Source organism: Acinetobacter sp. CS-2 (genome assembly GCF_016599715.1).
Lineage (GTDB): Bacteria > Pseudomonadota > Gammaproteobacteria > Pseudomonadales > Moraxellaceae > Acinetobacter.
Window position 1 is genome coordinate 2,304,739 of record NZ_CP067019.1, and the last position, 26,126, is coordinate 2,330,864.

At 42.1% G+C, this 26,126-nt stretch carries 23 protein-coding genes; 10 read left to right on the forward strand and 13 right to left on the reverse strand.

The features are described 5' to 3' along the window. Positions 1 to 14 precede the first annotated feature (14 nt). Together JFY49_RS11360 and JFY49_RS11365 are read right to left on the reverse strand one after the other, a co-directional pair. Complete coding sequence (locus tag JFY49_RS11360; RefSeq protein ID WP_086195941.1) at positions 15 to 629, reverse strand: carbonic anhydrase; 615 nt, start codon at positions 627 to 629, stop codon at positions 15 to 17. A gap of 246 nt (positions 630 to 875) precedes the next feature. Next, entirely contained in the window at positions 876 to 1,904 is a 1,029-nt protein-coding gene (locus JFY49_RS11365; RefSeq protein ID WP_200224867.1) for a transposase, read from the reverse strand. 215 nt (positions 1,905 to 2,119) lie between these two features. Between JFY49_RS11365 and JFY49_RS11370 the strand changes: the two genes are divergently transcribed. Together JFY49_RS11370 and JFY49_RS11375 are read left to right on the forward strand one after the other, a co-directional pair. Continuing rightward, positions 2,120 to 3,073: an alpha/beta fold hydrolase gene (locus tag JFY49_RS11370; RefSeq protein ID WP_251992215.1), complete on the forward strand. Its 954-nt coding sequence runs from the start codon at positions 2,120 to 2,122 to the stop codon at positions 3,071 to 3,073. 15 nt (positions 3,074 to 3,088) lie between these two features. Beyond that, positions 3,089 to 4,096: a hypothetical protein gene (locus tag JFY49_RS11375; protein ID WP_180082108.1), complete on the forward strand. Its 1,008-nt coding sequence runs from the start codon at positions 3,089 to 3,091 to the stop codon at positions 4,094 to 4,096. A 101-nt stretch (positions 4,097 to 4,197) separates the two neighbouring features. On the opposite strand, the gene nfuA is transcribed toward JFY49_RS11375, so the two are convergent. After that, positions 4,198 to 4,836, reverse strand: coding sequence for a Fe-S biogenesis protein NfuA (gene nfuA / locus JFY49_RS11380; protein ID WP_086195944.1), 639 nt, complete (start codon positions 4,834 to 4,836; stop codon positions 4,198 to 4,200). Positions 4,837 to 4,994: 158 nt separating this feature from the next. On the opposite strand from nfuA, the gene JFY49_RS11385 reads away from it, so the two are divergent. Continuing rightward, positions 4,995 to 5,612 carry a rhomboid family intramembrane serine protease gene (locus JFY49_RS11385; RefSeq protein WP_166167542.1) on the forward strand — a complete coding sequence of 206 codons (618 nt, stop codon included), beginning with the start codon at positions 4,995 to 4,997 and terminating at the stop codon, positions 5,610 to 5,612. Positions 5,613 to 5,845: 233 nt separating this feature from the next. Continuing rightward, positions 5,846 to 7,396, forward strand: coding sequence for a hypothetical protein (locus tag JFY49_RS11390; RefSeq protein ID WP_200223011.1), 1,551 nt, complete (start codon positions 5,846 to 5,848; stop codon positions 7,394 to 7,396). A 180-nt stretch (positions 7,397 to 7,576) separates the two neighbouring features. Here JFY49_RS11390 and JFY49_RS11395 read toward each other — a convergent pair whose 3' ends face one another. Next, the gene (locus JFY49_RS11395) at positions 7,577 to 9,196 is read right to left on the reverse strand and encodes an inorganic phosphate transporter (RefSeq protein ID WP_200223013.1); all 1,620 of its coding nucleotides are present in this window, start codon (positions 9,194 to 9,196) and stop codon (positions 7,577 to 7,579) included. A gap of 778 nt (positions 9,197 to 9,974) precedes the next feature. Between JFY49_RS11395 and metH the strand changes: the two genes are divergently transcribed. After that, positions 9,975 to 13,664, forward strand: a complete 3,690-nt coding sequence (gene metH / locus JFY49_RS11400; RefSeq protein WP_180176533.1) for a methionine synthase — start codon at positions 9,975 to 9,977, stop codon at positions 13,662 to 13,664. A gap of 352 nt (positions 13,665 to 14,016) precedes the next feature. Then, positions 14,017 to 14,892 carry an IS982 family transposase gene (locus JFY49_RS11405; protein ID WP_200222939.1) on the forward strand — a complete coding sequence of 292 codons (876 nt, stop codon included), beginning with the start codon at positions 14,017 to 14,019 and terminating at the stop codon, positions 14,890 to 14,892. A 7-nt stretch (positions 14,893 to 14,899) separates the two neighbouring features. Here JFY49_RS11405 and JFY49_RS11410 read toward each other — a convergent pair whose 3' ends face one another. Further along, positions 14,900 to 15,772, reverse strand: a complete 873-nt coding sequence (locus tag JFY49_RS11410; RefSeq protein WP_227609448.1) for a GGDEF domain-containing protein — start codon at positions 15,770 to 15,772, stop codon at positions 14,900 to 14,902. A gap of 359 nt (positions 15,773 to 16,131) precedes the next feature. Further along, on the reverse strand, positions 16,132 to 16,611 hold the full coding sequence (def, locus tag JFY49_RS11415) for a peptide deformylase (RefSeq protein WP_180082113.1): 480 nt from the start codon (positions 16,609 to 16,611) through the stop codon (positions 16,132 to 16,134). A 219-nt stretch (positions 16,612 to 16,830) separates the two neighbouring features. On the opposite strand from def, the gene JFY49_RS11420 reads away from it, so the two are divergent. Beyond that, a complete protein-coding gene (locus JFY49_RS11420; RefSeq protein WP_166167563.1) occupies positions 16,831 to 17,034 on the forward strand; it encodes an amino acid transport protein in 204 nt (67 codons plus the stop codon). Positions 17,035 to 17,596: 562 nt separating this feature from the next. On the opposite strand, the gene JFY49_RS11425 is transcribed toward JFY49_RS11420, so the two are convergent. The 3 genes from JFY49_RS11425 to pnuC all read right to left on the reverse strand — a co-directional run bounded on the left by JFY49_RS11425 (position 17,597) and on the right by pnuC (position 19,108). Next, a complete protein-coding gene (locus tag JFY49_RS11425; RefSeq protein ID WP_180082114.1) occupies positions 17,597 to 18,094 on the reverse strand; it encodes a DUF2505 family protein in 498 nt (165 codons plus the stop codon). 136 nt (positions 18,095 to 18,230) lie between these two features. Beyond that, positions 18,231 to 18,506 carry a hypothetical protein gene (locus JFY49_RS11430; protein WP_180082115.1) on the reverse strand — a complete coding sequence of 92 codons (276 nt, stop codon included), beginning with the start codon at positions 18,504 to 18,506 and terminating at the stop codon, positions 18,231 to 18,233. A gap of 17 nt (positions 18,507 to 18,523) precedes the next feature. Next, positions 18,524 to 19,108, reverse strand: a complete 585-nt coding sequence (gene pnuC, locus JFY49_RS11435; protein ID WP_200223016.1) for a nicotinamide riboside transporter PnuC — start codon at positions 19,106 to 19,108, stop codon at positions 18,524 to 18,526. Between the two features lie 222 nt (positions 19,109 to 19,330). Between pnuC and JFY49_RS11440 the strand changes: the two genes are divergently transcribed. Beyond that, complete coding sequence (locus JFY49_RS11440) at positions 19,331 to 20,116, forward strand: crotonase/enoyl-CoA hydratase family protein (protein WP_180176531.1); 786 nt, start codon at positions 19,331 to 19,333, stop codon at positions 20,114 to 20,116. A 194-nt stretch (positions 20,117 to 20,310) separates the two neighbouring features. On the opposite strand, the gene JFY49_RS11445 is transcribed toward JFY49_RS11440, so the two are convergent. Next, positions 20,311 to 20,793 (reverse strand): hypothetical protein, encoded by a 483-nt coding sequence (locus tag JFY49_RS11445; RefSeq protein WP_166167579.1) that lies wholly within the window; start codon positions 20,791 to 20,793, stop codon positions 20,311 to 20,313. 117 nt (positions 20,794 to 20,910) lie between these two features. Here JFY49_RS11445 and JFY49_RS11450 point away from each other — a divergent pair, with 117 nt between their 5' ends. Both JFY49_RS11450 and JFY49_RS11455 read left to right on the forward strand, forming a co-directional pair. Continuing rightward, positions 20,911 to 21,054, forward strand: a complete 144-nt coding sequence (locus JFY49_RS11450; protein ID WP_200223018.1) for a hypothetical protein — start codon at positions 20,911 to 20,913, stop codon at positions 21,052 to 21,054. 75 nt (positions 21,055 to 21,129) lie between these two features. Next, on the forward strand, positions 21,130 to 22,080 hold the full coding sequence (locus JFY49_RS11455) for a DMT family transporter (protein WP_200223019.1): 951 nt from the start codon (positions 21,130 to 21,132) through the stop codon (positions 22,078 to 22,080). A gap of 79 nt (positions 22,081 to 22,159) precedes the next feature. On the opposite strand, the gene pgaD is transcribed toward JFY49_RS11455, so the two are convergent. Genes pgaD through pgaB form a run of 3 tightly spaced genes read right to left on the reverse strand, consistent with a single transcriptional unit; the run spans position 22,160 to position 25,801 of the window. Further along, on the reverse strand, positions 22,160 to 22,573 hold the full coding sequence (gene pgaD / locus JFY49_RS11460) for a poly-beta-1,6-N-acetyl-D-glucosamine biosynthesis protein PgaD (protein ID WP_200223020.1): 414 nt from the start codon (positions 22,571 to 22,573) through the stop codon (positions 22,160 to 22,162). Then, positions 22,563 to 23,855 carry a poly-beta-1,6-N-acetyl-D-glucosamine synthase gene (gene pgaC, locus JFY49_RS11465; RefSeq protein ID WP_180082361.1) on the reverse strand — a complete coding sequence of 431 codons (1,293 nt, stop codon included), beginning with the start codon at positions 23,853 to 23,855 and terminating at the stop codon, positions 22,563 to 22,565. The genes pgaD and pgaC overlap by 11 nt, the downstream gene beginning before the upstream one ends. Before the next feature lie 11 nt (positions 23,856 to 23,866). Beyond that, entirely contained in the window at positions 23,867 to 25,801 is a 1,935-nt protein-coding gene (pgaB, locus tag JFY49_RS11470; RefSeq protein ID WP_413784604.1) for a poly-beta-1,6-N-acetyl-D-glucosamine N-deacetylase PgaB, read from the reverse strand. Between the last annotated feature and the right edge of the window lie 325 nt (positions 25,802 to 26,126).

Consider the following 26,126-nt stretch of genomic DNA (forward strand, 5'->3'; position numbering starts at 1 on the left):
ATCATGCTTTTTACTTAAAAATCAAAGAAAACCACTTCACCCGTTTCAAGTGAATACTCTGCACCTACTACTTTTAATTTGCCTTGGACAATTAGATTTTCCAATACCGCAGACCCGTGACGCAACTGATTCACAGATGCAAAAACGTTGGAACGTACTGCATGTTTAGACAGTTTATCCAGATCATCTTTAAGTTCAGTCTGCATTAAAATTTCAACTGAAGGACGTACGCGGTTGACAATCGACATCAAGTTTGCTGATGGTGGAGCTGCTGGATTGGTCAAGGCATCAATGGTGGAATGAATGGCACCACAATGCGTATGACCCAATACGATCACTACAGGGCAATGAAAACTTTCTGCTGCAAATTCGACACTTCCCACTTGAGATGGCGCAACAATATTACCCGCTACACGAATAACAAATAAATCACCCAGCCCCTGATCAAATACCATTTCAGCCGGTACGCGGGAATCTGAACAGCCTAAAACAATCGCAAATGGGTCTTGGCTTTCGGCCATTTCTGCGCGCTGTTGGTGAGTCAAAAGCTTCAAATGGGTTGTTTCACCGTTTACAAAACGCTGGTTCCCTTTTTTTAAACGATCCAAAGCTTCTTCTGCTGTTAGCATGCTGGTCTTCCAATGTTTTAAGTTGCAATATTTTAATGCCATCAAAACCGAAAGTCACTTGCAAAAAACATAGCTCTACAGTTTATAATGACCTGAGAAAATATTTTTATTTAGCTTCAAAAAACGACACGGTTCACATTTTTAAAGCTTTCAGGTTACCGAGTTCAAAAAACAATTCAGTGACATTTCTTTAATAATACTTACAATAAACTACAGACATTTTAAAAAAATAGGACTTACGCACTATTATTTATAGATTCTCTGTGGTAGCAGATGATTTTTATCGAGAATAAAGTCATCAATGAAGTTTTTGATCATTGGTCTAAATAATTTCTTCTGCCAACGATATACATTTTCAAAGATCCGCTCAAACTGGTTCTTTTGTATCTCGACGTAGGCCATCAAGGCTGAAAAAATATGATTCAAAATCAGTTTAGATCGTCTTACTTGAAACTTTTCAATATGACAAACCTGTTTAATCACTCGGTGATATTGCTCTATTTTCCAATGACTTGAATGTAATTCATGAAAACCCTCAAAGGACAATAAATCATCTTGATCTTGATGCACAATATAAAACCTCTGCTGTTCTTTTAACTGAGTCTTAAATAATTGTACAAAGCCAAAATCTTTGAGCCAGACCACTTGACCCTGATGGAAATTTGGCAATAAACGCAGTTGAAACCATTGTCCTTTTTCTGGGGAAACCTTACGGTTACAGTCGATACCAAACATAAATCGAATACCATATTTTCTTATGGTTTTTAGATTTCCAGTCGATGAATACCAACTATCACCTGTAATAAATTGAATCTTTGCACCCCAACTGAGTACTTCACTTAACATATCCATAAAGTAATCATTCTTGGTTTTACTTTCAGATTTGTCATAAATTCGGAAATTAATTGGAATATTTTGACCATTTTGATCTGTCGCATACAAGGTAATGAGATTAATACCCTTGACGGATCGGTGGTGTTTGCCTGACCAAAAATAGCTAACTAAGTCCATATGCTGACTATACGGTTTATCTAAAACAGTATCATCAATACTGACTATAAGTTTATTATTATCAATATGTTGAATTGCTTCTTGATATAGGTCGTGAGGTGTGTAGTCTTCACGCTCTAGAAAGCGATTTACACTATCATGCGAGATGTTATAAGTCTCGGCAAGTTGTGTGCAGCTAATAGAGTTCGGTTCTGTCATGAGAAAGCCCATATAAATGGGTAGAGTACAAGTTGCTGTAGAAGCATGTTTAATTCGTCTGATCACAGATACTTTATAAAGCATTTTAATACTTTTTTGAATCTGTCAATGCGTAAGTCCTAAAAAATTAAATGCTGTCTGAAATTAAATATTTTTATTCCCGATTTATAAATATTATCGTCATGAGTCTTCAAGGATGATCGTCAATGACACAGTCTGGTTCAAATTTTGCTCGATTTGTACGCAACCTCTGTTTGGTGAGTGCCTGCTGTTTTACAGGCATGACTATGGCTCAAAACAATAAAGTGAATATAGAAAAAATAAATTTACAAAACTATCTGATCCAGGAGCGCAGTGAAGCGGGTTTAAAAGCTAAAACCATTAAAGTCGGTGAGATTAGCTGGGCCTATAATGAAGGGGGTTCACGGCAAAAACCGACCATTCTGCTCATTCATGGTTTAGCCGGAAATCGCGACAACTGGAATCGGGTGGCTCATTTTTTAACGCCTTACTATCATGTGGTGATTCCCGACTTACCCAATAATGGTGAAACCAGAACACCTGAAAATTTTGATGCTTCTGTACCCAATGTAACAGAAAACTTGCGTCGTTTTGTCGAAGCCATTGATGTCGAAGATAAGTTGAATGTGGCCGGACATTCCCTGGGTGGATCGATTGCCACTGTGTATGCATCACAATATCCGTTTGATACGCAAAGCCTGTTTCTGCTCAATAGCGCCGGTATTTATACCCAGGCCAATACCCGTTATTCTAAAGATCCGCTGACCCTGAAACAGCTGATTGTGTCCAAACCTGGCGATCTTGAACAGGTGATGCATCGGGTCATGCAAAATCCACCCAGCTTACCTAAGGCCGTAAAATCTGCCCAAGAGAACTACCTGATTACTCAGGCAGCAAAGAATGGCAAACTGATTGATCAGCTGGTGGCACTAAACCGCATTTATACGCCAGAATCCTTTGCCCGTCTGACTCGAACGGTGGAAGCACCTACCCTGATTCTTTGGGGTAAACAGGACAAGATTATTAATGTCGAAGTGGCAAATGAATTAAAATCGTTATTGAAACGCGCCGAGGCTCCTGTCATTCTTAACAATGTGGGACATATGCCAATTTTGGAAGCAGAGCAGGAAGTGGCAGCACATTATTTACCTTTTCTTGCCAAAACCCAGAAGATGAAAAACCCGCTTGCGGATAAACTTATTCCATTAAATTAATTTTTTCGAGACAGTATGCAAAAACATCCGATGATTGAGCAGTTAATTGAAGCTCATCTTGACTTTTTAGAACAAGAGTTTTCACATACTGCCACGATTGAAACCGAATTCCTGAATTTTTATCAATGGTTTAGAAAACAGCCACTGCAACAGATCTGGTCCTTTGAGCAAATTAATACACTTTTGCAAAAGCAGATTTTAGCCACGCCAGCGAGTAGCTTTTTGATTGAACAAATCGCTGAGCATCTGCATTTTGCCTTGGTTCATCCGCTTAATGAAGATACTAAAATCGCGGATGTCATTCCGGTTTTAACCATCGACAAAATTGCCCAATATGTCGCGGGCAAAAGTGATCACCGTCAACGCTTGATTAAAAAGGTGGTCAATAATCCTGCTTTTTCCGCCATGATTACCCAGCTCATTCAGCACTCCATTCAAGACTATATGGATAATTCAGTCATGGCCAAACGGGTGCCTGGCGTGTCGCGTTTTATGAAAATGGGCAAATCGGTGTTAGAAACAGTGACCGATTCAAATCTGGATGAAACCATTGCACATTATTTGCAAAAGAATATTTTAAAACTGAGCCAAATGAGTGAGCATGTTCTGAATCAGCACTTTGATAACGAAAAGCTCTATCATTTCCAGGCCAACCTTTGGCATAAAGTCAAGGATATGCCTTTAACGGTACTGAAAAATTATATTGAAGTTCAGGATCTCGGTAACACGGTGAATTTAGGCCATGAAATCTGGGATCACATCCGTCAAACGGATTACCTGAAACAGCAGGTTCATGATGGTGTCTATGCCTGGTATATCCGCAATCAGGAACGCCCTTTTGATTTATTACTGCGTGATCTGAATATTGATGAAGCCCTGATTCAACATGAATTGCAGCAGTTGCTGGCACCTGTCGTGCAAAAACTGGTTTCATCTGCCTATCTACGTGAACGTGCCAGAGCCTATTTAGAGAAATTTTATTATGCCGAAACTGCACAGAAAATTTTAAATCTTGATGCTTAATAAGAACTATATAAATAAAAAAGTCGCATGATGTAGCTTTCTTATCCCCCATATAAAAAATAACCTCCATTCTGGAGGTTATTTTTTGAAATTATTCGGTCTTATTTAAAATAAGCACCTTCGGTGTTGCTGTGGTCGGTTTGGTCAACCACACGCATCAATTCAGGAACATGCTGTTTCAAGGTGGTTTCTACACCCTGTTTTAACGTTAAATCAATTGATGAACAACCCTGGCAGCCACCACCAAATTTCAGTACTGCAGTTAAACCGTGTTCTTCATCTTCAACCACTTCAACCAGTGCACAGTTACCACCATGTCCTGCAAGTCCCGGGTTAATTTCGGACTGAAGCACATAAGTGATACGTTCTTCTACCGATGCATCCGGACCGACACGTGGTACTTTTGAATTAGGTGCACGGAAGGTTAATTGACCGCCAAAACGGTCTTTATTGTAATCAATTACAGCATCCAGCAAATACGGAATTGACGGAGTATCAATAAATGCCGGGAAATCCGGGTAATCCTGTTTATAGTCGGTTGGCACAACTTCGTCAGGTGCACTATATGCCATGCAACATTCAGCACGTGGCGTACCAGGATTTTCCACAAAAACACGCACCCCAATACCGGGTGTGTTTTGCTTTTCTAACAAATCCTTTAAATACTCTTGAGCAGTCGGAGTAATCAATAAGTTTGGAATCTCTTCTACAACTGCAGTGCTGGTGTTCTCAGTCGACATAACAATTTTTCCTCAAGCTGAAGTGTCCATTTTAACTGAAGATGCGGGGTAATTTCATAAATTCAACTAAAATTGTCGGATTTATTGTGAAAGTTCCACTTAAGCTGCCATTTAATGGCATTATGAACGATAAATTTTGAAATGTAGAACTTGCTTTTATGTTGGATTTACCTTTTAACCATACCGTTACACTAATTCTTATTACCGTTATTATCTCGCTGATTGCATTTTCAAACCAGAAAGTCATGAGCCGACTCATTTTCTGGCCACCCGCGATGCAGCGTGGACAATATGATCGTTTTATTACCCATGGTTTTGTGCATGCAGATGGGACTCACCTGTTATTCAACATGATTACCCTGTTCTTTTTTGGCAGCGTGATTGAAAGTTTTTATCGGCAATATATGTACGATCTAGGCTTTGTGCTGTTTTATTTGGGCGGGCTGATTGCAGCAATTATTCCAAGTTATTTAGAACATAAAAATGATCATCGCTGGGCCAGCTTGGGTGCCTCTGGTGCAGTGTCTGCGGTCCTTTTTGCCTATATTCTGTTTGAACCGTGGAAATTGATCTTTGTGTTTTTTATTCCCGTACCGGCGATTATTTTTGCCGTCCTGTATGTCGCTTATAGCGTCTGGTCAGGTAAACGCGGCAATTCCAATATCAACCATAGTGCACATTTATGGGGCGCAGCTTATGGCGTAATCATGACCATCATTATTGAACCACGGCTTATTGGCCACTTTTTGAATAAATTGATGCAATTTCCTTTTTAAGGATATTGAGAAGGATAGAATCACCCTGCATATATGCTTAAAAAATTGCAGGTTTGCTCAATAAGGCGTATTGCTGACATTTAACTATTTAGGAGCGCAATGCTCCTTTTTTATTGTTTATTGCTAAAAGAATATTTACATAATTTTGTCATTAAATGCTACCCCTCAAATCAATTTGGCATAGATAATGTAGACATCTGTATATTAATGCGCAAAAAAAAGAGATCTTTTGCATGTCCACTTCATTAAATGGTCTTCAATTCCCGATTAATGCCACCAGCAAAAAGGCCAGTACCTCACAAACAGGCAAAGAAATTATTGCTGAAGCCCTGTCTATAGTCGACAACAAGTCATCGATGTATGCACTTGCCGAAAAAAATTGGCGCAAGAACTATCCGATTTACTTCAAGGCCTTGGTGGAACAAGGCATTCACACCATCAACAACTCTATTACCATTGCAAAACAAGGCTTGCATAAAGCCCATCATAGCTTTGACTTTTATCGTGATGGTCAACGCTATTTATTGAAAGACATCATGAAAGATGTTGATACCGCCACCTTGTATACCATTCAGCTCAAAGGTGAAAGTGATGCTGCACCAGAATGGTATGTCCCTTATAAAGGGCAAAAATTACAAGGCCAGGCTTTACTAAATCAAATCCAGATCTGGCAAGATGCAGGCATTATCGAATGCAGCCATGCCGATGCCCTGCGTACGGCACAGGCACATCCGGAATGGTTTGATCTTTCTGACCGTACCATGGTGCTATTTGGTGCAGGGTCTGAAGCCGGTCCGCTAACCTGGCTGGCACGCTGGAAAGCCAATATTGTCGCAGTAGATTTACCCAATACCCGGGTGTGGGACAGAATCCTCAACACCATTCAGCAAGGCAATGCCACACTTTATGCACCTTGCACGGAAAAACTGGCAGAAGATACTTCAAGTACAGTGCTGAAAGAAAAATTAGGCGCAGACTTGCTCACTCAAACTCCTGAAATTGCCCATTGGTTAAGCCAAAGTGAACGTCAGCTTGACCTGGCTGCCATTGCCTATCTCGATGGTGAAAAGCATGTCCGTGTTGCCATGGCCATGGACAGCATCATGGAATATGTCAGTGAGCAAAAATCGGATACCAGTTTGATGTTCATGTGCACGCCAACCGATGTCTATGCCATTCCGAAGGAAGTAGTTGAAGCATCTTATGACAAGTTCCAATGTCGTTCCAAAGTCCGGCAGCTTATGAGTAAAGGCATTTCAGCCGTTACCGCTAAGCACTTTTTCCAGCAGAATCTACATATGCTCATTCCTTCCGACAATGGTCAGGAATATGGCATTGCGGACTGTCTGGTGGTCGAGCAAGGCCCAAACTATGCTTTGGCCAAACGGATCCAACAATGGCGTGCAACACTGGCGCGTCATTATGGACAACGGGTCAGTATCAATATTGCGCCGTCTACCACGACCCATTCAGTTACCAAAAATCCGTTATTGAAAGCGGCCTTCAATGGTGCAAGCCTGTTCGATGTGGAATCGTTTAGCCCTGAAACCACCAATGCCTTAATGGCTGCCTTATGGATTTATGACCTGCGTCATCCAGAGTCGGTTGCCAATCCGGAAACCCATCTGGATCATCCGCTGGAACTGATGATGAAAGGCGCCAACCATGGCGGATTGTGGCGTGTGCCTTATTTGGCCCGCACCGCTCTGCCTTTTGCCGCACTGTATGGCTTTGCCAACGAAAAATTGCCGATTAATAAGGTGCTACGCAAGTTAAAGAAATAATCACAAAGCTTCCCCTCTTCTTTAGGAAGATGGGAAGTATGGCTTTAAACCAAGGTGCAAGTGAAGGTCAAACAAAAACAAATGAAGGATATTTGCAGTTTGATTTTCTTTTGATAATAAAACACTGAAAGACATAAAAAAACGCTGTAATTGCAGCGTTTTTTGTTTCTAACAGAAGTCTTAAACGAACTGTAAGAATAGCCAGTACAAACCACCAGATAAACAGATGGTCGCTGGTAAAGTGAAGACCCATGCCGATAAAATCGTACGTACCATTTGCAAATTCAAACCTGATTTATTGGCTACCATGGTACCTGCAACTGCACTGTTCAAAACGTGTGTGGTTGATACCGGCATACCAAAACCATCTGCTGCAGCAATAGTAGTCATCGCAACAAGTTCGGCTGACATGCCTTGACCATAAGTCATATGGTTTTTACCAATACGTTCACCTACAGTGACCACAATACGTTTCCAGCCCACCATCGTACCCAGACCTAATGCCAGGGCAACAGCCACTTTCACCCAGGTTGGAATGTACTGCAGGAATGAATCCAGGTTTTTACGATATTCTTTAACTAGCTTGCTTTGATCTTTTGACATTTCAGGAAGCTGCTCAGCTTTATCTAAACGCTTAAATGCAGTCGTGCTGAGATACATATCATTGCGGATCGCAGAAACTTCAGCCTCTGGAATAGTGTGAATATCACCATATTTGGCAACACGTTCGCCCAAATGATCTGTCAAGCTCGCTAAAGCAGGAACCACTTCAGGGTTCACTTCTTTGGTTTGAATATATTTGGTAATCACAGCACGAGCTTGATCATCCGTAATATTTTCATGCTGAGGATAAATAGCAGCAGCCGTTTGCTGAGACAATTGCTCAAAAGACTGAATATGTGCACTGTCTAAATTCTTATTTAAAGAATAAGCCAATGGTACACAACCAATCAAAATCAGCATAATCAAGCCCATGCCTTTTTGACCGTCATTTGAACCATGCGCGAAACTCACACCAGTACAGGTGAAAATCAAAATCGCACGAATTAAAGGGGGTGGCGGCTTGTTACCTTCAGGCGGATGAAAGAGCTCTAACTGTTTACGGAAGATTTTTTTCACCAGTAAAAACAGGACAGCAGCAAAAGCAAAACCGATCAGCGGAGAAAATAGCAGTGCTTTGCCTACTTTCATCACCTGTTCCATATCTATACCGCTTGCGCCAGCGCCTGAATGAAGCAGGTAGTTCATAATACCCACACCTAAAATCGAACCGATTAGAGTATGTGAGCTTGATGCCGGAATACCCATGAACCAGGTACCCAAATTCCAGAGAATCGCAGCAATCAGCATGGCAAAAACCATGGCAAAGCCTGCGCCAGAACCGACATTCATAATCAGTTCTACAGGTAATAAAGCAATAATGCCGTAAGCGACAGCACCACTTGCCACCATTACCCCTAGGAGGTTACAGAAGCCTGCCCACATTACGGCAACAGGTGCAGATAAGGCATTGGTATAAATAACAGTTGCGACTGCGTTGGCCGTGTCATGAAAACCATTAACAAATTCAAAGCCTAAAGCAATTAATAAAGCAGTCGCCAAAAGAATAACGGAATATGAACTTAATGCTGGCACATGCGCCAAATCGGTCGAAAGCTGAAAACCGATATACACTAAAGTTGAAATAATAACCGTGAGAAACACCGGCATAAAAAATTTCGGTGTAGCAACATGCACATTCGTCGATTTCGCTGGTGCTGATGGCACCTGATTTTGGACGGGAGGAATATTAGAATTCATGCAGACGGTTCAAAGGGATAATAAAATCCCCTTATTGTTCAATTTAATTGTGACAATTATATGACAAAGAGCTGTCATATAAAGCAGTTTTTCATACTTTATTTACTGTTATGCACTCACCAAAACCCATCAAATTATTTCACTTTAATAAAATAAATCAATTGGTTAGAGCACATAATTCACTGTTATTTATTTTGAAAATCAATGTTTCAGCTTATCTGATATAAATTCATATTTATTGTCATATTTGCTCCTGCCTATTGCCCATTTTCCATCATGCCTGATTAATATGACAAATTCGTGAAGCATTCCAAGCATTTATATTAGGGTCTGTTGACAATTCGTCTATGTTTGCGACTACGAGTATTTTTTAGAGGATACGAGGCGTGAAATACGAAATTTAGTCATTCTAAATGCGTAGTTCACAACGACGTAGCATCAAAAATACTCTAGTTCCTAGCTGCGCCTTGCGCTGCAAACAAAGCAGTGCTTTGTTCTGGCTCAGGTTGTGGCTAAAATTATCTCAGACTTCGTCATGAAATTTAAAAATGGAACCACCATTCTTTGCATTTCATTCCTTGTCTGCTCAATTTTAGCCTACAACGCAAGCCATTTATGAAATGTCAACAGACCCTCATTATACTTGGCAATAAATATGTCTAATTATTCAACAACCTAATATATAGTGCGTGCCCCTGGCCTGCGAATATCAATAAAACTGGATTGAATTCTGTTAATATATTTGCCGATTTTATATTCCACCGGATTGGGGTTATTTATGTCCACGCTTGCCACCCTAAAAGAGCTGCTCGCTCAACGGATTCTGATTATCGACGGTGCGATGGGCACCATGATTCAGCGTCACAAACTCGAAGAAGCTGACTACCGTGGTGAGCGTTTTGCTGACTGGGCATCTGACCTGAAAGGCAACAATGACCTTTTGGTGTTGACCCAGCCACACATTATCCAGGGTATTCACGAAGCTTATCTGGAAGCGGGTGCCGACATCATTGAAACCAACAGTTTCAACGGTACACGTGTTTCTATGTCGGATTACCACATGGAAGATCTGGTTCCGGAAATTAACCGTGAAGCGGCACGTATTGCCAAAGAAGCCTGCCAAAAGTATTCAACCCCAGACAAACCGCGTTTTGTTGCCGGTGTACTTGGGCCGACATCGCGTACCTGTTCGATTTCACCGAATGTAAACGACCCTGCTTTCCGTAACATCACCTTTGATGAATTAAAAGAAAACTATATCGAAGCGGCGCATGCGCTGATTGAAGGCGGTGCAGATATTCTGCTGATTGAAACCGTATTCGATACCTTGAACTGTAAAGCGGCGATCTTTGCAGTAAAAGAAGTCTTTAACCAGATTGGCTATGAATTGCCATTGATGATTTCAGGGACGATTACCGATGCTTCAGGCCGTACATTAACAGGCCAAACCGCAGAAGCATTCTGGAACTCGGTTCGTCACGGTGATTTGTTATCAATTGGCTTTAACTGTGCTCTGGGTGCAGATGCCATGCGTCCACACGTAAAAACGGTGTCTGACGTTGCCGATGTATTCGTATCTGCCCATCCAAACGCAGGCTTGCCAAATGCCTTCGGTGGTTATGATGAGACTCCGGAACAAACTGCTGCCTTCCTGAAAGAATTTGCCGAGAGCGGTTTAATCAACATTACTGGCGGCTGCTGCGGTACCACACCGGATCATATCCGCGCCATTGCCAACGCAGTAAAAGACATCAAGCCACGTCAGGTTCCTGAAACCAAACCAGCTTGCCGTTTAAGCGGTTTAGAACCATTTAACATCACAGAAGAATCTTTATTCGTCAACGTCGGTGAACGTACCAACGTCACCGGTTCGAAAAAATTCCTGCGTTTGATTCGTGAAGAAAAATTTGCTGAAGCATTAGAAGTCGCACAGCAGCAGGTTGAAGCCGGTGCGCAAATTATCGACATCAACATGGATGAAGGCATGCTCGATTCACAAGGTGCAATGGTGCACTTCCTGAATCTGGTCGCCTCTGAACCGGAAATTTCACGTGTACCCATCATGATTGACTCATCTAAATGGGAAATCATTGAAGCGGGCTTGAAATGCGTACAAGGCAAACCGGTCGTCAACTCGATTTCCTTAAAAGAAGGTTATGACGAGTTTGTCCATAAAGCACGCCTTTGCCGTCAGTACGGTGCAGCCGTGATCGTGATGGCATTTGACGAAGATGGTCAGGCCGATACTGCCGCACGTAAACGTGAAATCTGTAAGCGTTCATACGATGTTTTAGTGAATGAAGTCGGCTTCCCGGCTGAAGACATCATCTTTGACCCGAACGTGTTTGCTGTGGCAACTGGTATTGAAGAACACAATAACTATGCCGTGGACTTCATTGAAGCGACCGGCTGGATTAAACAGAACCTTCCGCATGCCATGATTTCCGGTGGCGTGTCCAACGTATCGTTCTCATTCCGTGGTAACGAGCCGGTACGTGAAGCGATTCACTCGGTATTCCTTTACCATGCCATCAAGCAAGGCATGACCATGGGGATCGTAAACGCTGGTCAAATGGCAATTTACGATGACATCCCTGCCGAATTGAAAGCTGCAGTTGAAGATGTCATCCTGAACCAAAACCAGGGTGAAAGCGGCCAAGAAGCGACTGAAAAGCTGCTTGAAGTGGCTGAGCAATATCGCGGTCAGGCTGGCGCACAAAAAGCTGTTGAAAATCTTGAATGGCGCAATGAGTCAGTTGAAAAACGCCTTGAATATGCACTGGTCAAAGGTATTACCACCTTTATTGATGAAGACACCGAAGAAGCGCGTTTAAAATCAAAACGTCCGCTGGATGTGATTGAAGGTCCACTGATGGACGGCATGAACGTGGTCGGTGACCTGTTCGGTTCAGGGAAAATGTTCCTGCCGCAAGTGGTGAAATCTGCCCGCGTGATGAAACAAGCCGTAGCTTGGTTGAACCCGTACATCGAAGCAGAAAAATCTGGCGGTGAATCTAAAGGTAAAGTGTTGATGGCGACCGTAAAAGGCGATGTTCACGATATCGGCAAGAATATTGTTGGCGTGGTATTGGGCTGTAACGGTTATGACATCATCGACCTTGGGGTGATGGTACCGTGCGAGAAGATTCTGCAAACGGCAATTGACGAGAAGGTTGATATCATCGGTCTTTCTGGCTTGATTACCCCATCTTTGGATGAAATGGTCTTCGTTGCCAAAGAAATGCAGCGTAAAGGTTTCAATGTACCGTTAATGATTGGCGGTGCAACTACATCGAAAGCGCATACTGCGGTGAAAATTGATCCGCAATATTCAAATGATGCCGTCATTTACGTAGCTGATGCTTCACGTGCGGTGGGTGTAGCAACTACCCTGCTGTCTAAAGAGATGAAACCTGCCTTTGTGGCAGAAACTCGCGCTGAATATGAAAAAGTGCGTGAGCGTATTGCCAACAAACAGCCGAAAGCAGCCAAACTGTCTTATGCAGAATCGGTAGAAAATGGCTTGAAAATTGACTTTGCAGCCAACGCACCTATGAAGCCAAACTTCATTGGTACGCAAACACTGACCAATTATCCTCTGGAAACTTTGGTTAAATACTTTGACTGGACACCGTTCTTCATTTCCTGGAGCTTGGCAGGTAAATTCCCTGCAATTCTGAAAGATGAAGTTGTGGGTGAAGCAGCAACTGATTTGTATGAACAAGCGCAGAAAATGCTGAAAGACATCATCGACAACAAACGCTTTGATGCACGTGCGGTATTTGGCATCTATCCTGCCAACCGTTCAGGTGCAGACAGTGTTGAAGTCTATGATGAAACTGGCGCAACTATTACGCATACTTTCCAGCATATCCGTCAGCAGTCTGACAAAGTCACCGGTAAACCAAACTTGTCATTGGCGGACTTTGTTGCGCCTAAAGGTGTGGCGGATGACTACCTGGGTGGTTTCACCGTTTCGATTTTCGGTGCAGAAGAATTAGCAAATGAATACAAAGCCAAAGGCGATGACTACTCTGCCATTCTGGTGCAATCTTTGGGTGACCGTTTTGCCGAAGCTTTTGCAGAGCACTTGCATGAACGTATTCGTAAAGAGTTCTGGGGCAACCAGGCATCTGAACAGTTGTCGAATGAAGAGTTGATTAAAGAGAAGTATGTCGGTATTCGTCCTGCACCGGGCTATCCGGCTTGTCCTGAGCATTCTGAAAAAGCGCCGTTGTTTGACTGGTTAGGTTCTACTGACAAGATTGGTACGCAATTAACTTCAAGCTTTGCAATGTGGCCACCTTCATCAGTGAGCGGTTTCTACTATGCGAACCCTGAGTCACAATACTTTAATGTGGGTAAGATTGCAGGTGATCAGCTTGAGGATTATGCGAAACGTAAAGGCTGGACTTTAGATGAGGCGAAGCGTTGGTTAGCGCCTAATTTGGATGATTCGGTTCAGTAATTATTAGATGAATAAAAATCCCCTCATTCGAGGGGATTTTTTTATTTGAATCTTTTAATCCCCCTAAATCCCCCTTTGAAAAAGGGGGACTTTCAAGTATCAATAGAATCAAGAGAAAAACTGCTAAAAGTATATGTCGGAAATTTTTACAATTTATGATCATGAACCCCTAGCAATACAAGCTTAAACAGCAGGCTTTAAGTTTAACTCTAAATAATTCCGCACCTGATTACGTCCCTTTTGTTTAGCTAAATAACCTGAGTTCGACATAAAAAAGAAACAAAGAAAAAGCCTTTGAAGTTGTAAGATTTTGGTTCTAAAGACAAAAAACTGCAACAACAAAGGCTTTCCCGTGGATTATATTACTGAAATATTCTGTTTAATAGATGACTTTTGCAAAGATTTTGAATCAACATTAAAAACGGCTCTCATTTCCGACCAACAACCAAGACGACAGAGAGCTAAAGCCCTGTGTTTATCTGAAATCATGACCATCACGGTACTGTTCCATCAATCAGGTTTTAGATTCTTCAAATATTATTACAACCATATGATTCGACCCTTCTGGAAAGAAGCATTTCCTACACTGCCCAGCTATAACAGAATGATTGAATTATTACCTCAATGTCTGACAGCATTAACGTGTTTCTTTCATCAAATTAAAGGTCAATGTACAGGAATTAGCTTAATTGATTCAACTAAACTGATCGTTTGCCATAATCGTCGTATTGCAAGGAATAAGGTTTTTAAGGGCCTGGCAGGACGAGGAAAAAGCAGTACGGGTTGGTTTTATGGTTTTAAATTACACATGGTTATCAATCAATTAGGTGAAATTATTAATATTGCATTTACATCAGGAAATGTTCACGATGTCAAAATGCTGGATGTGTTAGGTCAAGGCTTAAGTGGAGTTTTACTCGCAGATAAGGGATATATCAGTAAAGCTAAAGCCGAAGTTTTATCACAGCGAGGGCTTAAGATTTTAACGACTGGACGTAAGAATATGAAGAACCTGCCTCAATATAATGAGATGGAGAAGCAGCTTCTTTCAAAACGGGGATTGATTGAAACCGTGAATGATCAGCTAAAAAACTTGCATCAGATTGACCATACCCGACATCGCTCGGTTAACAATTTTATGGTCAATCTAATGGCAGCAATCATCGCTTATTGTTTATCACCAAATAAACCAACATTTAAAAACATGCTTAATTATCAATCAAATTAAGTCGAACTCAGGTTAAATATAAAGCCCGGTCTGCCATACGAATGATGTGTTCTTTTTTGGCATTTTCCTGAGAAAGAGCTACCCCAAAACTGGCACTGGTTTTTAAAATTTTCCCTGTTTCCAGCTCAAATTCTTCCTGTTCAATAATTTTTCGGCAGCGTTCTGCAATCTCGATTGCCTGCTGCAAATTTTGATCTTTTAAAATCAGGATAAACTCTTCACCACCAAAACGCCCCACCACATCCTGTATTCGCGTTGTGGTAGATAAAATGGTGGCTACACGCTGCAAAACAGCATCTCCGGTTTCATGACCATAATCATCATTAATTTTTTTAAAATAGTCCAAATCCAGCAACACCACGGCATAGGTCGCTTTTTTCCTGCTTTCCAACGTGCTGAGCTGTTCCCCAATATAACGACGATTAAAGACATTGGTCAGCGCATCGGTCTGACTCATTTTTTTAATCTTCATTTCACGACGGCGCCACTGCGAGAGCAAAATTTCAAAAAATAAAATTGAAGTGAGCAAGATAGGCAGATAGACCTCAGCCATACTTTTGATCCAGAACGGATTATGATAAAACTCGCTATGTGTCAGGGTATCACTGAACACAGGTGCATAGCGAATGACCCCATTAAAAGTTAAATAGCTGATAACAATAGTAAAAATAGAAGCAAAAAGGGCGATGCCATAGATCATTTTACGTGAATAATAGACCAGGCCAATCAGCACAATATTGACAAAACCGGCAATGGTTGCAGGACTAAACATACCCACGGTATAGCCTGCATAAATCATCACTGCACCAAAAAACACCGGTGAAAAATAGGCAATAAATTGACGGAATTTTGCATTGTGTTTATATCTGTAGCTAAGCACAATCATGCCGATAAAAACAATTAAGGTGGCAACTACCGTACTAATACGGACGAAAAAAAAGTCATGATTAATCCAGACCCGATTTTCTTCTGAATAGCAACTAAACAGATACCATTTAATCGCGCTGACTTGGCAAAATGCTCCAAAAAAGCAGAGCAATATGCCCTTGTCAAAATTGGACCAGTTAATAATTAAATTATCGGATTCAAATAGATGAAACTTGACTCTGCCCCAGGAATGAAAAGTCAGCCTGAATATTTTTCTAAAAAATTTCATGTTCGTTATTGTATCTTTATAATTTATAGATTTTTTATTAGCTCAAAATTATACCAAAAGTACAAAAAACAAACAATATATACTTATATCCTGTCGATAAACAGCACTCCATCCAAATGGTCCACTTCATGTTGCACAATTCGGGCAGGAAAACCACTCAAGGTCGTTTCTACCACTGTACCCTCTAAAGTGCAATAACGCAGCTTAATGCTTTCAGCACGAGCGACTTGCCCACGCTCATCCGGTACACTTAAACAGCCCTCTTCACCCAAAACCGTCAACTCAGATTTTTCTAGAATTTCAGGATTTACCATCACCAGCGCATCCATTTCAGGTGCATCGGGATAACGCGGGTTCGGACGTGAGGCCACAATAATGACCCGTTTTGACACATAGACCTGAGGGGCTGCGATCCCTACGCCGTTGCGCGCCAACATGGTGGCATGCATGGCTTCCGCAAGTTCTTTTAGCCAAGGACTATTCAACTCAGTCTTTGCCACTTCTGCCGCTGTTAACGTCAAAATGCTTTCACCACGTTGTGCAACAGCTAAAATGGTGCTCATCTATTTTTTCCTTACCCAGCGATAACGCCAGAATCACTATCTTTTTCAATTCAAAATTCTATAGAAATATTAACCTCAAAATGTGCTGGGTGATATTCAGTTTTAAACTTTCTATTGCATATTTATGAATGATTTATGCTGTTCGAAATGCTCAAACTTTTAAGCCCCTTTTAATTTTTCCTGATTATTATTTGCCAAATTTCTTTATCAATAAAAAATATGACAACTGCCCAACTCCTGCTCGGTGTGCTTTTTAGTTCTATAGGCTTAGGCTATTTTTTGTATGGGAAAAAGCAAAAAGCGGTCATGCCCTGGATCTGTGGCTTGGTTCTGATGATTTTCCCTTATTTTATAGAAAGTACTGGTCTATTGACCACAATCGGTGTTGTTCTATCTATTGCCCCCTATTTTATCCGGCTTTAATTGAGTGACAGATCAGAGTGATTTTATTGATAAAATGAAAATGCCGTGAGTTTTGAGCGTTCCGATGCGTTTAATATATAAAGACAGCTATCATCATGCAAAAGTTTGATTCATATTATTACAAGTTGATTGGCAGACTACATGAGAACGGAAAAAAGTGAGGTTATAGCGTTATTTAGCTAAAGATTAACTATAAAAAAAACCTTCAGTTGAAATAATGCTGATCAGTTAAGGAGTTTAGAAATAAACTCTTTAATTTTTTCGTAATTCATGGCGGAGTCTTACCGTTTTAAATCAAACTCTTGCAGCTCATTTGTTACTTTGGTTTCGCCCTGAGAAGCACTGCTTCGTAAGACCAAAGGCATTTGTCATCCGCAAAACTCGTCAACCACCATCAACCAGAAAATTCGTCGCAGAAACAATCATTTTTTTATGTAGTCCTGCCTCAAACAGTTGCGGATGACTTTCCCACATATCAAATACAGTCATGAATTTAAAAAAGAAAATGCCAATCAATTTCTTAACTGACTGGCATTACTTCAGTTGAAGAGCTTTTTATGGATTAAGCGACTAAACTTTTCTTTAACTCATCTTCCACAATCTGGATTTCCAGCTGGCTAAATTTGCGAATTTCTGTTTCGGCATGTTTTTCCAGCATAGCTGAAATCAAAGGGACTTTTACTTTGACATGCCAATTCAGACTAATGTGAATTTTCTGCTCATCTCCTGTCACCAGACGTTCGCAATTCGCTTCTAAAGGCATATTTGCACCCAAGGTAATATTTGAAGTTAATGCAGCTAAATCGGTAACATCGGTACGTTTGACTCGAAATGCATCTTTAAGGAATTTTTTCGCTATGTCTGGAATGTTGACATCCAAGTTATAGGCACGGCGTAAAGTGTAAATATCACCGCTTGTTTTCGATTCAATAATTTCCAGTTTTTCCCCGGGAATACGTCGGCATACTGCCTCGTGTAAGGCTGTATTTGCTACAAGTCGCTTGAACTGATCAATTGAAACACCCTGAATTGTAGAATTCACAGTAAAACGATGTGCCATATTTTCTAATCCTTTGTTTTTCTAGTGGTTGTTTTAAATTTTTCTAAACCATTCGATCATCACTGATCTAGCCTATTTTTATAGCTCTTTATTTAATTAAATCTTAAAGCTGTTGTCATTGACCCTCTATACCAAACTATTCAGCACGTATGCCACAATGAATGACTATTTTCTCGGCACAGCAAATACTGAGAAAATGCCCACGATATTCAATGATCGCATCAAACTGTTCAGCACCATCATCCAGACCTGTGGCAGTCCAGGTTGTGCCTTGAGGAAAATCCTGCAACCAGGCCGCTTTATAAAAGTCAGAAACAGAATCAAAGTTGAGATATTTTTCCGGCTCGGCTTGAATTCGGGCTGCCAGTTCGTCAAACCTGCGCAACTGATATTGAGTAAAGTCGATCAGCATGCATTACTCCTCAGGGTTTAAACACCTTTGAACTGAGTCAAAGCCTGTTTCTTTTTCACCTGCTCCCACTGCCACCAGCCAAAAGCTGCCAGACCAACAAAAGCCGCATACAAAGCAGCAGTTAAGAATAAGTCTTTATAAATAAACATGCCGACATAAACAATATCGACAAAAACCCACAACACCCAGGTGGCAATATGTTTACGGCTGGTCCAATAGGTGGCCAGCAGGCTAAATGCAGCCAGTTGTGAATCCAGCATAGGCACAGCGGCATCGGTAAAATACTTTAGCGTTAAACCGAAAATTAAACCGCCAATCGCGGCCAGCAACATTTGGAAAATCACTGTTTTTGTGGCGATCGGCTCAATCCGAATTTCATGATCTTGCTGCTTGCCTTTCAGCCAGTGATAGAATCCATAAAAGTTCACCACGATGAAAAAGAGCTGCAAGATGGCTTCGCCATAGAGCTTGAATTGATAAAAGAGATAGGCATATAGTACAAAAGCTGCAAAGTTAAACCACCAGCACCACATATTGCGTTTAATGGTGAGTGTCACCCCAATCAGACTAATAATAACCGCAACAATTTCTAGAGGTGACATGACAATAATCAAACAGCGAATAGGTGTTGCTATTATGAAAAAAAAAGCCCTGAACGCAAGATAAATTATGTCTATTTTGTCCCATCCCTCGCCTATCAATACTGTGCTTTCACCTGCACATTGTGTCATTTCAAAAGTATTGAAAAATTTGCCTGCACTCATTTGACAGTTTTCTAACAAGCGTTTAAAACCTAAAAAAACAGTTCATCTGGAAAAATAACCATGTCACCACAACAAGGAAAAGTCAGTCGGGAAATTCGCGGGTCTCTGTTCCTGATTGGCCTCGACCGTACTGCCAAAAGAAATGCCTTTGATAGCCATATGATTCATGATCTGTCACTGGCCTTAACTGAATATGAAGATGACACGGAATTACGTTGTGCAGTTATTTTTGCCCATGGTGATCATTTCACTGCCGGACTGGATTTGGTTGAATTACAACCTAAACTGGAAACAGGCGTATTTGATTTTGATCATGCGCAAATTAACCCTTGGGGTACCAGCTCAAGAATACGCAAGAAACCGGTGGTTGTTGCCGTACAAGGGATTTGTTATACCGCAGGTATCGAGTTGATGCTGAATGCCGATATCGTCATTGCACAGGACAATTGCCAGTTCGCACAAATGGAAGTACAGCGTGGCATTTTACCCTTTGGCGGTGCAACCGTGCGTTTTGTACAGGCTGCGGGCTGGTCCAAAGCCATGCGCTATTTACTGACTGGCGATCACTTTGATGCAGCAACAGCACTGGATTTAAACCTGATTAGTGAAATTATCCCTGAACCGCCATTACAACGTGCCATTGAACTGGCGGAACATATTGCCCAGGCTGCTCCACTGGCCGTTCAGGCAACCTTAGCTTCTGCCAAAGAAGCAGCTGAACAGGGTGCTGCAACTGCATTTGCCCATTTACAGCAACATCTGGCTCCATTGCTTAAAACTCAGGATGTACAAGAAGGTGTCATGGCCATGCTGCAACGCCGCGCCCCTGAATTTAAAGGCCGATAATTAAATAGCCAAGTGTCGTCTGACTCCAGTCATAACACGAGTTTGCCATGCCAAATCACAAGCAGCAGTGATAAAGCAGTCCTTTTAATCTCACAGTCCAGCTGCCTGTTCAGCGATATCAACAGCAGTATAAAAAGCATATAATTTTGGGGATTTTTATTTTTGTGTATTCAAGTCAAGAGGAATAGTTTCAGTCAGGCATGGCTATGCTGTTCCTTGAATTCACATTTATGCTCACAACCGAAACGGTCAATATGAGTATAAAATACCCCATAACGTCCGACATAATATTCTAAAGACTGGTCATAGAAAGTCCAGTAAACCGACCATTCGCCCAAGTCCAGCTGACGAATCCGGGTTTGGGCTTTGGCAGGCAATTTTCTTAACACACCTTCTTGAACCCCGATGGCCTGACTTAAGTTGCGTTCGGTCAGATGGCGTTCAAAAAATATCTGGCAGACATCATCAAACAGCTGTTGTTCATATTCTTCCACCTCATCTACCCGCGCTTGTGCTGTGGATAAGGGCTGTGCCGAGGTCGCATCGGGTTTGATTAAATCGGCGAGCTGCTTAATTCTAAATTGCTGTAAATGTTGATTGATCTGAATTTTTAAAAATATTTTCCAAAGGACAATCAGCCCAATGCAAACACATAGCCCCAAGAGTATTTTCACCATAGCGTCACTCTCATGAATAAATAATTATTATTTTTATATCATATAAACAATTTGAATAAAAATTATACGATTTTTAAAATTTTATGTTATAAAAAAGAATGCCAAGGAATTTTACTCATGTTCCCTATTTCTTCATCTGCTCAATATACGCTTGTCACTTGTCTCACTTGGGATCTTCAGGTCAACCAGGCCGGTTCACGACGTGTGGAGTTTTTACATGAGGTGCCTTGGAAACTGTACCCTGATGATGATTTAGAATAAATCACTAAGTAAAAAATACCCCAAGGTCGCCTCAATAGCGGCCTTTTTTATTGCCTAAAAACAAGGAAAAAGCTGATGAATCATCCAATTAATAAAAATGGATTCCCCACACCACTGTCCAAACCGGTTGTAGCCCCTTTTAGCCAAAACTCACGCTTTGCTACAGCCGGTCAATTTATTACTGTTGTGCTGATTTGGTCACTCACTCCGCTTTCAGCAGTCTGGACAGTGCATGAAATTCATTGGGCGTGGGGTTTATTTATCCGGTTTAGCTTGGCCATACCGATTGCACTAGCCTGTCAGGCCTACTTCAAGGTCAAAGTACCGGTGCACCCGCAAGCTTTGCTCAGCTATGCCGCGGGTGCTCTCGGCCTGTTTGCCTCCATGGCCTTCTGCTATATGGGCGCCTCCAGGGTACCTTCCACGGTGATTTCAATCATTTATGGTAGTGCTCCCTTTGTCTCGGGTTTAGTGGCCATTTATATTTTTCGCAGTGAAAAGTTTAGTGCCTATCAATGGTTGGGCTTGCTATTGGGTATGTTGGGCTTATATTTTGCACTGGGCTTAAACGAGCAAAACCTGTTATTGGATAGATTTGGCATTGGTTTGGAAATCGTGGCCATGCTTTTGTATGTATTTTCTGCATTTGCTGTGCATGCGGTTGCTGCAAATATCCATCCGATCAGTCAGATGACCGGTGCTACGATTGTGTCATGGCTGGGTTATTGTAGCTTGCTGCCCTTTTTCTCCTCCGACATGCCAGATGAGCTGCCGTCGTTAGATACCGCTATCGCAATTGTCTATAGCGCAGTATTTTCATCTGTACTGGCAATGATTTTTTATTATCAGCTGCTGAACAAAGTCAAGCCCACTACACTGATGCTGATGAACATCATTTGCCCCGTACTGGCCACGCTGTGGAGCACATGGCTTAATCATGAACTGCTCAGCTCACATTTCATCCTGGGGCTGCTGTTACTGTGTATGGGTTTAGCCTGCTATGCGTTGCGCGTACCGGGCAAATAGCAGATAAAATAAAATAGAAAAATCCCGGGCTGGATGCCAACCCGGGATTTTCTTGGTTCTGGATACAGATAAAAATCTGTTATTCAATATGAATGATTTTGCCGTGTTCATCATGATGAACCACGCTGACCTTTTGCTGGCGTCCCTGTTCGATTTCTTCCACAGCCAAACCAAAATGCTGTCCATAATCGGCAATATTTTTGGCAGAGCTTGTCTTTACTGTTTTTGCAGGAACAAAATTTGCCCATAGCAGCAAGCCCACAGCACAGGCCAATAATGCACTCACGCCATGTTCAATGCCCAAACCAAAGGCAGAAAAAAGCTGATGCAACACATGCTGTTTTTGCAGGCTCACAATCCCCAGCACAATCAACAACGGTCGCCATAACAACAGCCATACCGCCCACATCATGGCGGTAGAGGTATGTGATGCATAACGTTTATGCCATGGCAAGCAATGACGTAAATCAATAATTAAAGGATTATTTTTCATGGATGACTTCTTCATTATTGAGTTTGGAATTACGCATCCCGCGGTCTGGACTGACCCAGCGTGCGCGCTGGCCATTGCCGCGTAACAATACTTTAGGAAATGCCACGATACTGGCCGTCAGAGTGATCAGCCAGAATACAAAGGGATACCAGATCATCCAGAAGTAATTTTTGCCTAGCGAAGGTTCATAACGGCTGTCCATCCATTTGCTGATCGCAAACTGCAGCAGGCAGGTCACGCCCAAGAGCATGCCGGTGCCATAGGGTAAAAATGGTGAACTAATGCCCGATATACCCAATGGAACCACAAAATGGATTAACCAGAGGACGGCCATAAACAGCATCAAATAAGACCATACCAAAGTCAGCACCAGCTCACACAGCAGCGGCCATAAAAAATTCAGTTTCGGTTGAAACAGCACATCTATATTTTTAATCAGCACCTGTGCCCCGCCCATGGCCCAGCGTAGCCGCTGTTTCCACAAACCCTTGAATGTTTCCGGCATTAAAATCCAGACCAGGGCATTCGGTTCGAAGTGAATATTCCAGCCTGCCCGTTGCAGCTTCCAGGTAATGTCGATATCTTCGGTCAGCATGTCAGGTGACCAGTAGCCGACCTCATGTACCGCACTTTTACGAAAGGCAGTAATCACACCAGAAACGGTAAACAGCCGACCAAAGCTGCGTTGTGCCCGTTTAATCATGCCAACAATGGAGGAAAATTCTCCCACCTGAATACGTCCAATCAAAGTCGAACGGGTACGAATTCGCGGATTACCGGTGACCGCAGCCACGGTTTCATCCTGCAGAAAATGCCGTAACATCCAGGTCGCTGCATGCGGATCAAGCAAGGCATCACCATCAATGCCCAGAAGATATTCAGCATCGGTGAGCAAGCTTCCCGCCTGCAGTGCCATGGCTTTGCCCTGATTCTGTGCCAAATGCACTACACGCAATTTTTCATACCGGTCTGCCAGACGGTTTAACACGGCTGCGGTGTTATCGGAACTGCCATCATTGATCGCAATGACCTCAAAATTTGGATAATCCAGCGCAAGTGCATGACCCAATGTTTCTTCGGCATTATCACCTTCGTTAAAACAAGGTACCAGTACAGCCACCTTAGGATAATCAGGTAATGCCTCAGGCTGCTGATACGGCGGATCCTGTCGTTCTTTCCAGTAGAAAATCAGTGCACCGATCATCCATAAATACGACATAAATAATGGATAATAAAAAACAAAGTGCAATGCAGAATGCCAAAAATGCTGCAGCGTTGACATATGGAATTCCTTTAAGGAATAAGTTTGCTGGATTTCATATCAAAGGCTTTGCGTAACACGCCTGTATCAGGATAGTCCTGAATCGGATCATCCGGATAATACGCTTCATGCATCACCCCTTGGGTATATAAAGACTCAATGGTTCTGGCTATTTCATCGGAAGGAACACGTTGATTGGTTCGCCAGTTCACTGACTGCAATTCAAACACCGTTTTCTTTATGCCATTGGGATATTGCTTCACGCGATTAACAATGTCCCGATAAAAAGCATCGCTATCTGCGGCCTGCTCCATATAGGGCATTGCCATGATTGCAGTGAAGTCATAACGGTTGATCGACTGTTCCAGAGACTGTGAATACCAGTTTTCAGCATAAGGCCGCAGGGCAACCTGAGCATATAAATTGCGTGCAGTCAGCAAGAATGGATGATACTGACGGACTTCTTGCGCCAGTTGCATGGCAAAGTCATCAATGTATCTGGTTTTAAAGCCGGTCCATTTTTCCAGCTCGGCATCGTTATTACGGATTTTGGCCAGATCGGTCGGTAAGCCTATCGCAGCATAGGCTTTTAAAGCATCAGGGCTGGCATCTTCATAGTCCGATAAAGTGGTGTCATCGTGGAATAAAATGCCGTTAAATGGCACTGATTTGGCCAGATCCTGATAAATACCGGCAATGGTTTTACGCGCATCGGCAGAAAAAGGACTTAAACGATGATAGCCCATATTCAGATGGTTGGAATCATCAGCTTGCTGGGTCACTACCACATCTTTGGACACCGGGTTATCTTTTGGTAATTCCCAGGCCAGTAATGGCATCCAGGCATAGACCCGGCTGACTTGGGTACGGGTTTGAATTTGCCAGGCAGCACGGTTAAACAGGTCGGCACGCATGGGCAAATAATGGTTCGGGAAATACACCATATCCGCAGAACCATTGGCATCCGGATCAGAAAAGGCTTGTAAATACACGGTATTGACTTTCATCGCCACAATCCGGTCAAGCAAGTGATCCAGATTACGTTCCTGCTGAATAGGATCTTTGTCGTAAATGTAATCCAGATCGATATGCATGATTTTTTGCGGACGGTTATTGTCGCCTAAATGTTGCTGGCGATTTTGAATTTCCTGAGCCAAATCTGCCGTGGTCATATTGCCTTCAATCAGAATACGGTTGAGCTGCCCTAATGAATCTTTAGCCGAATCTGCACCATCGTCCAGACTAATGGCTACAGGCATACCTAACTGTTTGGCAATTTTTACGGTTTGCATATTATAGTGACCATAGGGCCAAACCATCACACGAGGTGATTTCAAACCATGTGCAGTCAATAACTGGTTATTCTGCTTTAAGTCACCTGTAATCCGTTGCTGATAATGACGTTCGGTTTCATAACTGGCAGATTTAGGATCGTATAACCGTGTCACTGCCGCCGGTTCCATATTGCCCTGCGGATTGCCCAAGATGCCGCGATGCAGGTTATAGCTATGACTGGCAATTTCGACCAGACCACTGTCCTGCATCTCTTTCAATTCAGCCCAGGATAACATTTGACTACGCTGAATTTTCTCACCTGAAAAGTCAACGCTTTGACCTGCTTTAGGCTCTAGCCATGAACCCACGACCGCCAGCACCACGGGAATTTTATTGGCTTTGGTCACCGGATAGGCACTTTTATAAAATGATGCATAGCCATCATCCACCGTTAATAAAACCGGTTTGCTCGGCAAGCGATATTTCCCTTCGTGCGCTTTAATCAGCTGATCGACATTAATAAAATGAAAACCGTTATTTTTAAGCCAGCTGATATGTTGCTGAAACTGCCGGGTCGTTACCGAATAGTCAGGAATCAGGGCCGATTGTCTATCGGTAATTTCATGGTAGCCAATCACCGTAAGGGTGGGATTGCTGGATGGTAGTGTTTTACTCCAGGCTAAATGAGGCATCTGACATAAAACGGCGGAAAGAGAAGCAGAAAGCAAGGTGGACAGCAAGCGAGTCTTCATTGAATGGTGCTCAAAAAACATTTTATGCTCTGAACACGTAGCATCATTGATCAATAGAAAACTACCCTTTTCACGATTTACGACGTTCAGAACTCTGAATCTGTCTTTTTATCCAATCAAGCTGAAATGAAGCTTAAAAAATAATAATTTTTTGAAAATTAAACGTTTAAAAATAGAGGAACTGTGATTAAGATCATCATACTTTAACTGGCATGCCTGCTTTTTATTTTAGTCAAAAGAGCTAAAAAAAAAGCTTAAATATCCA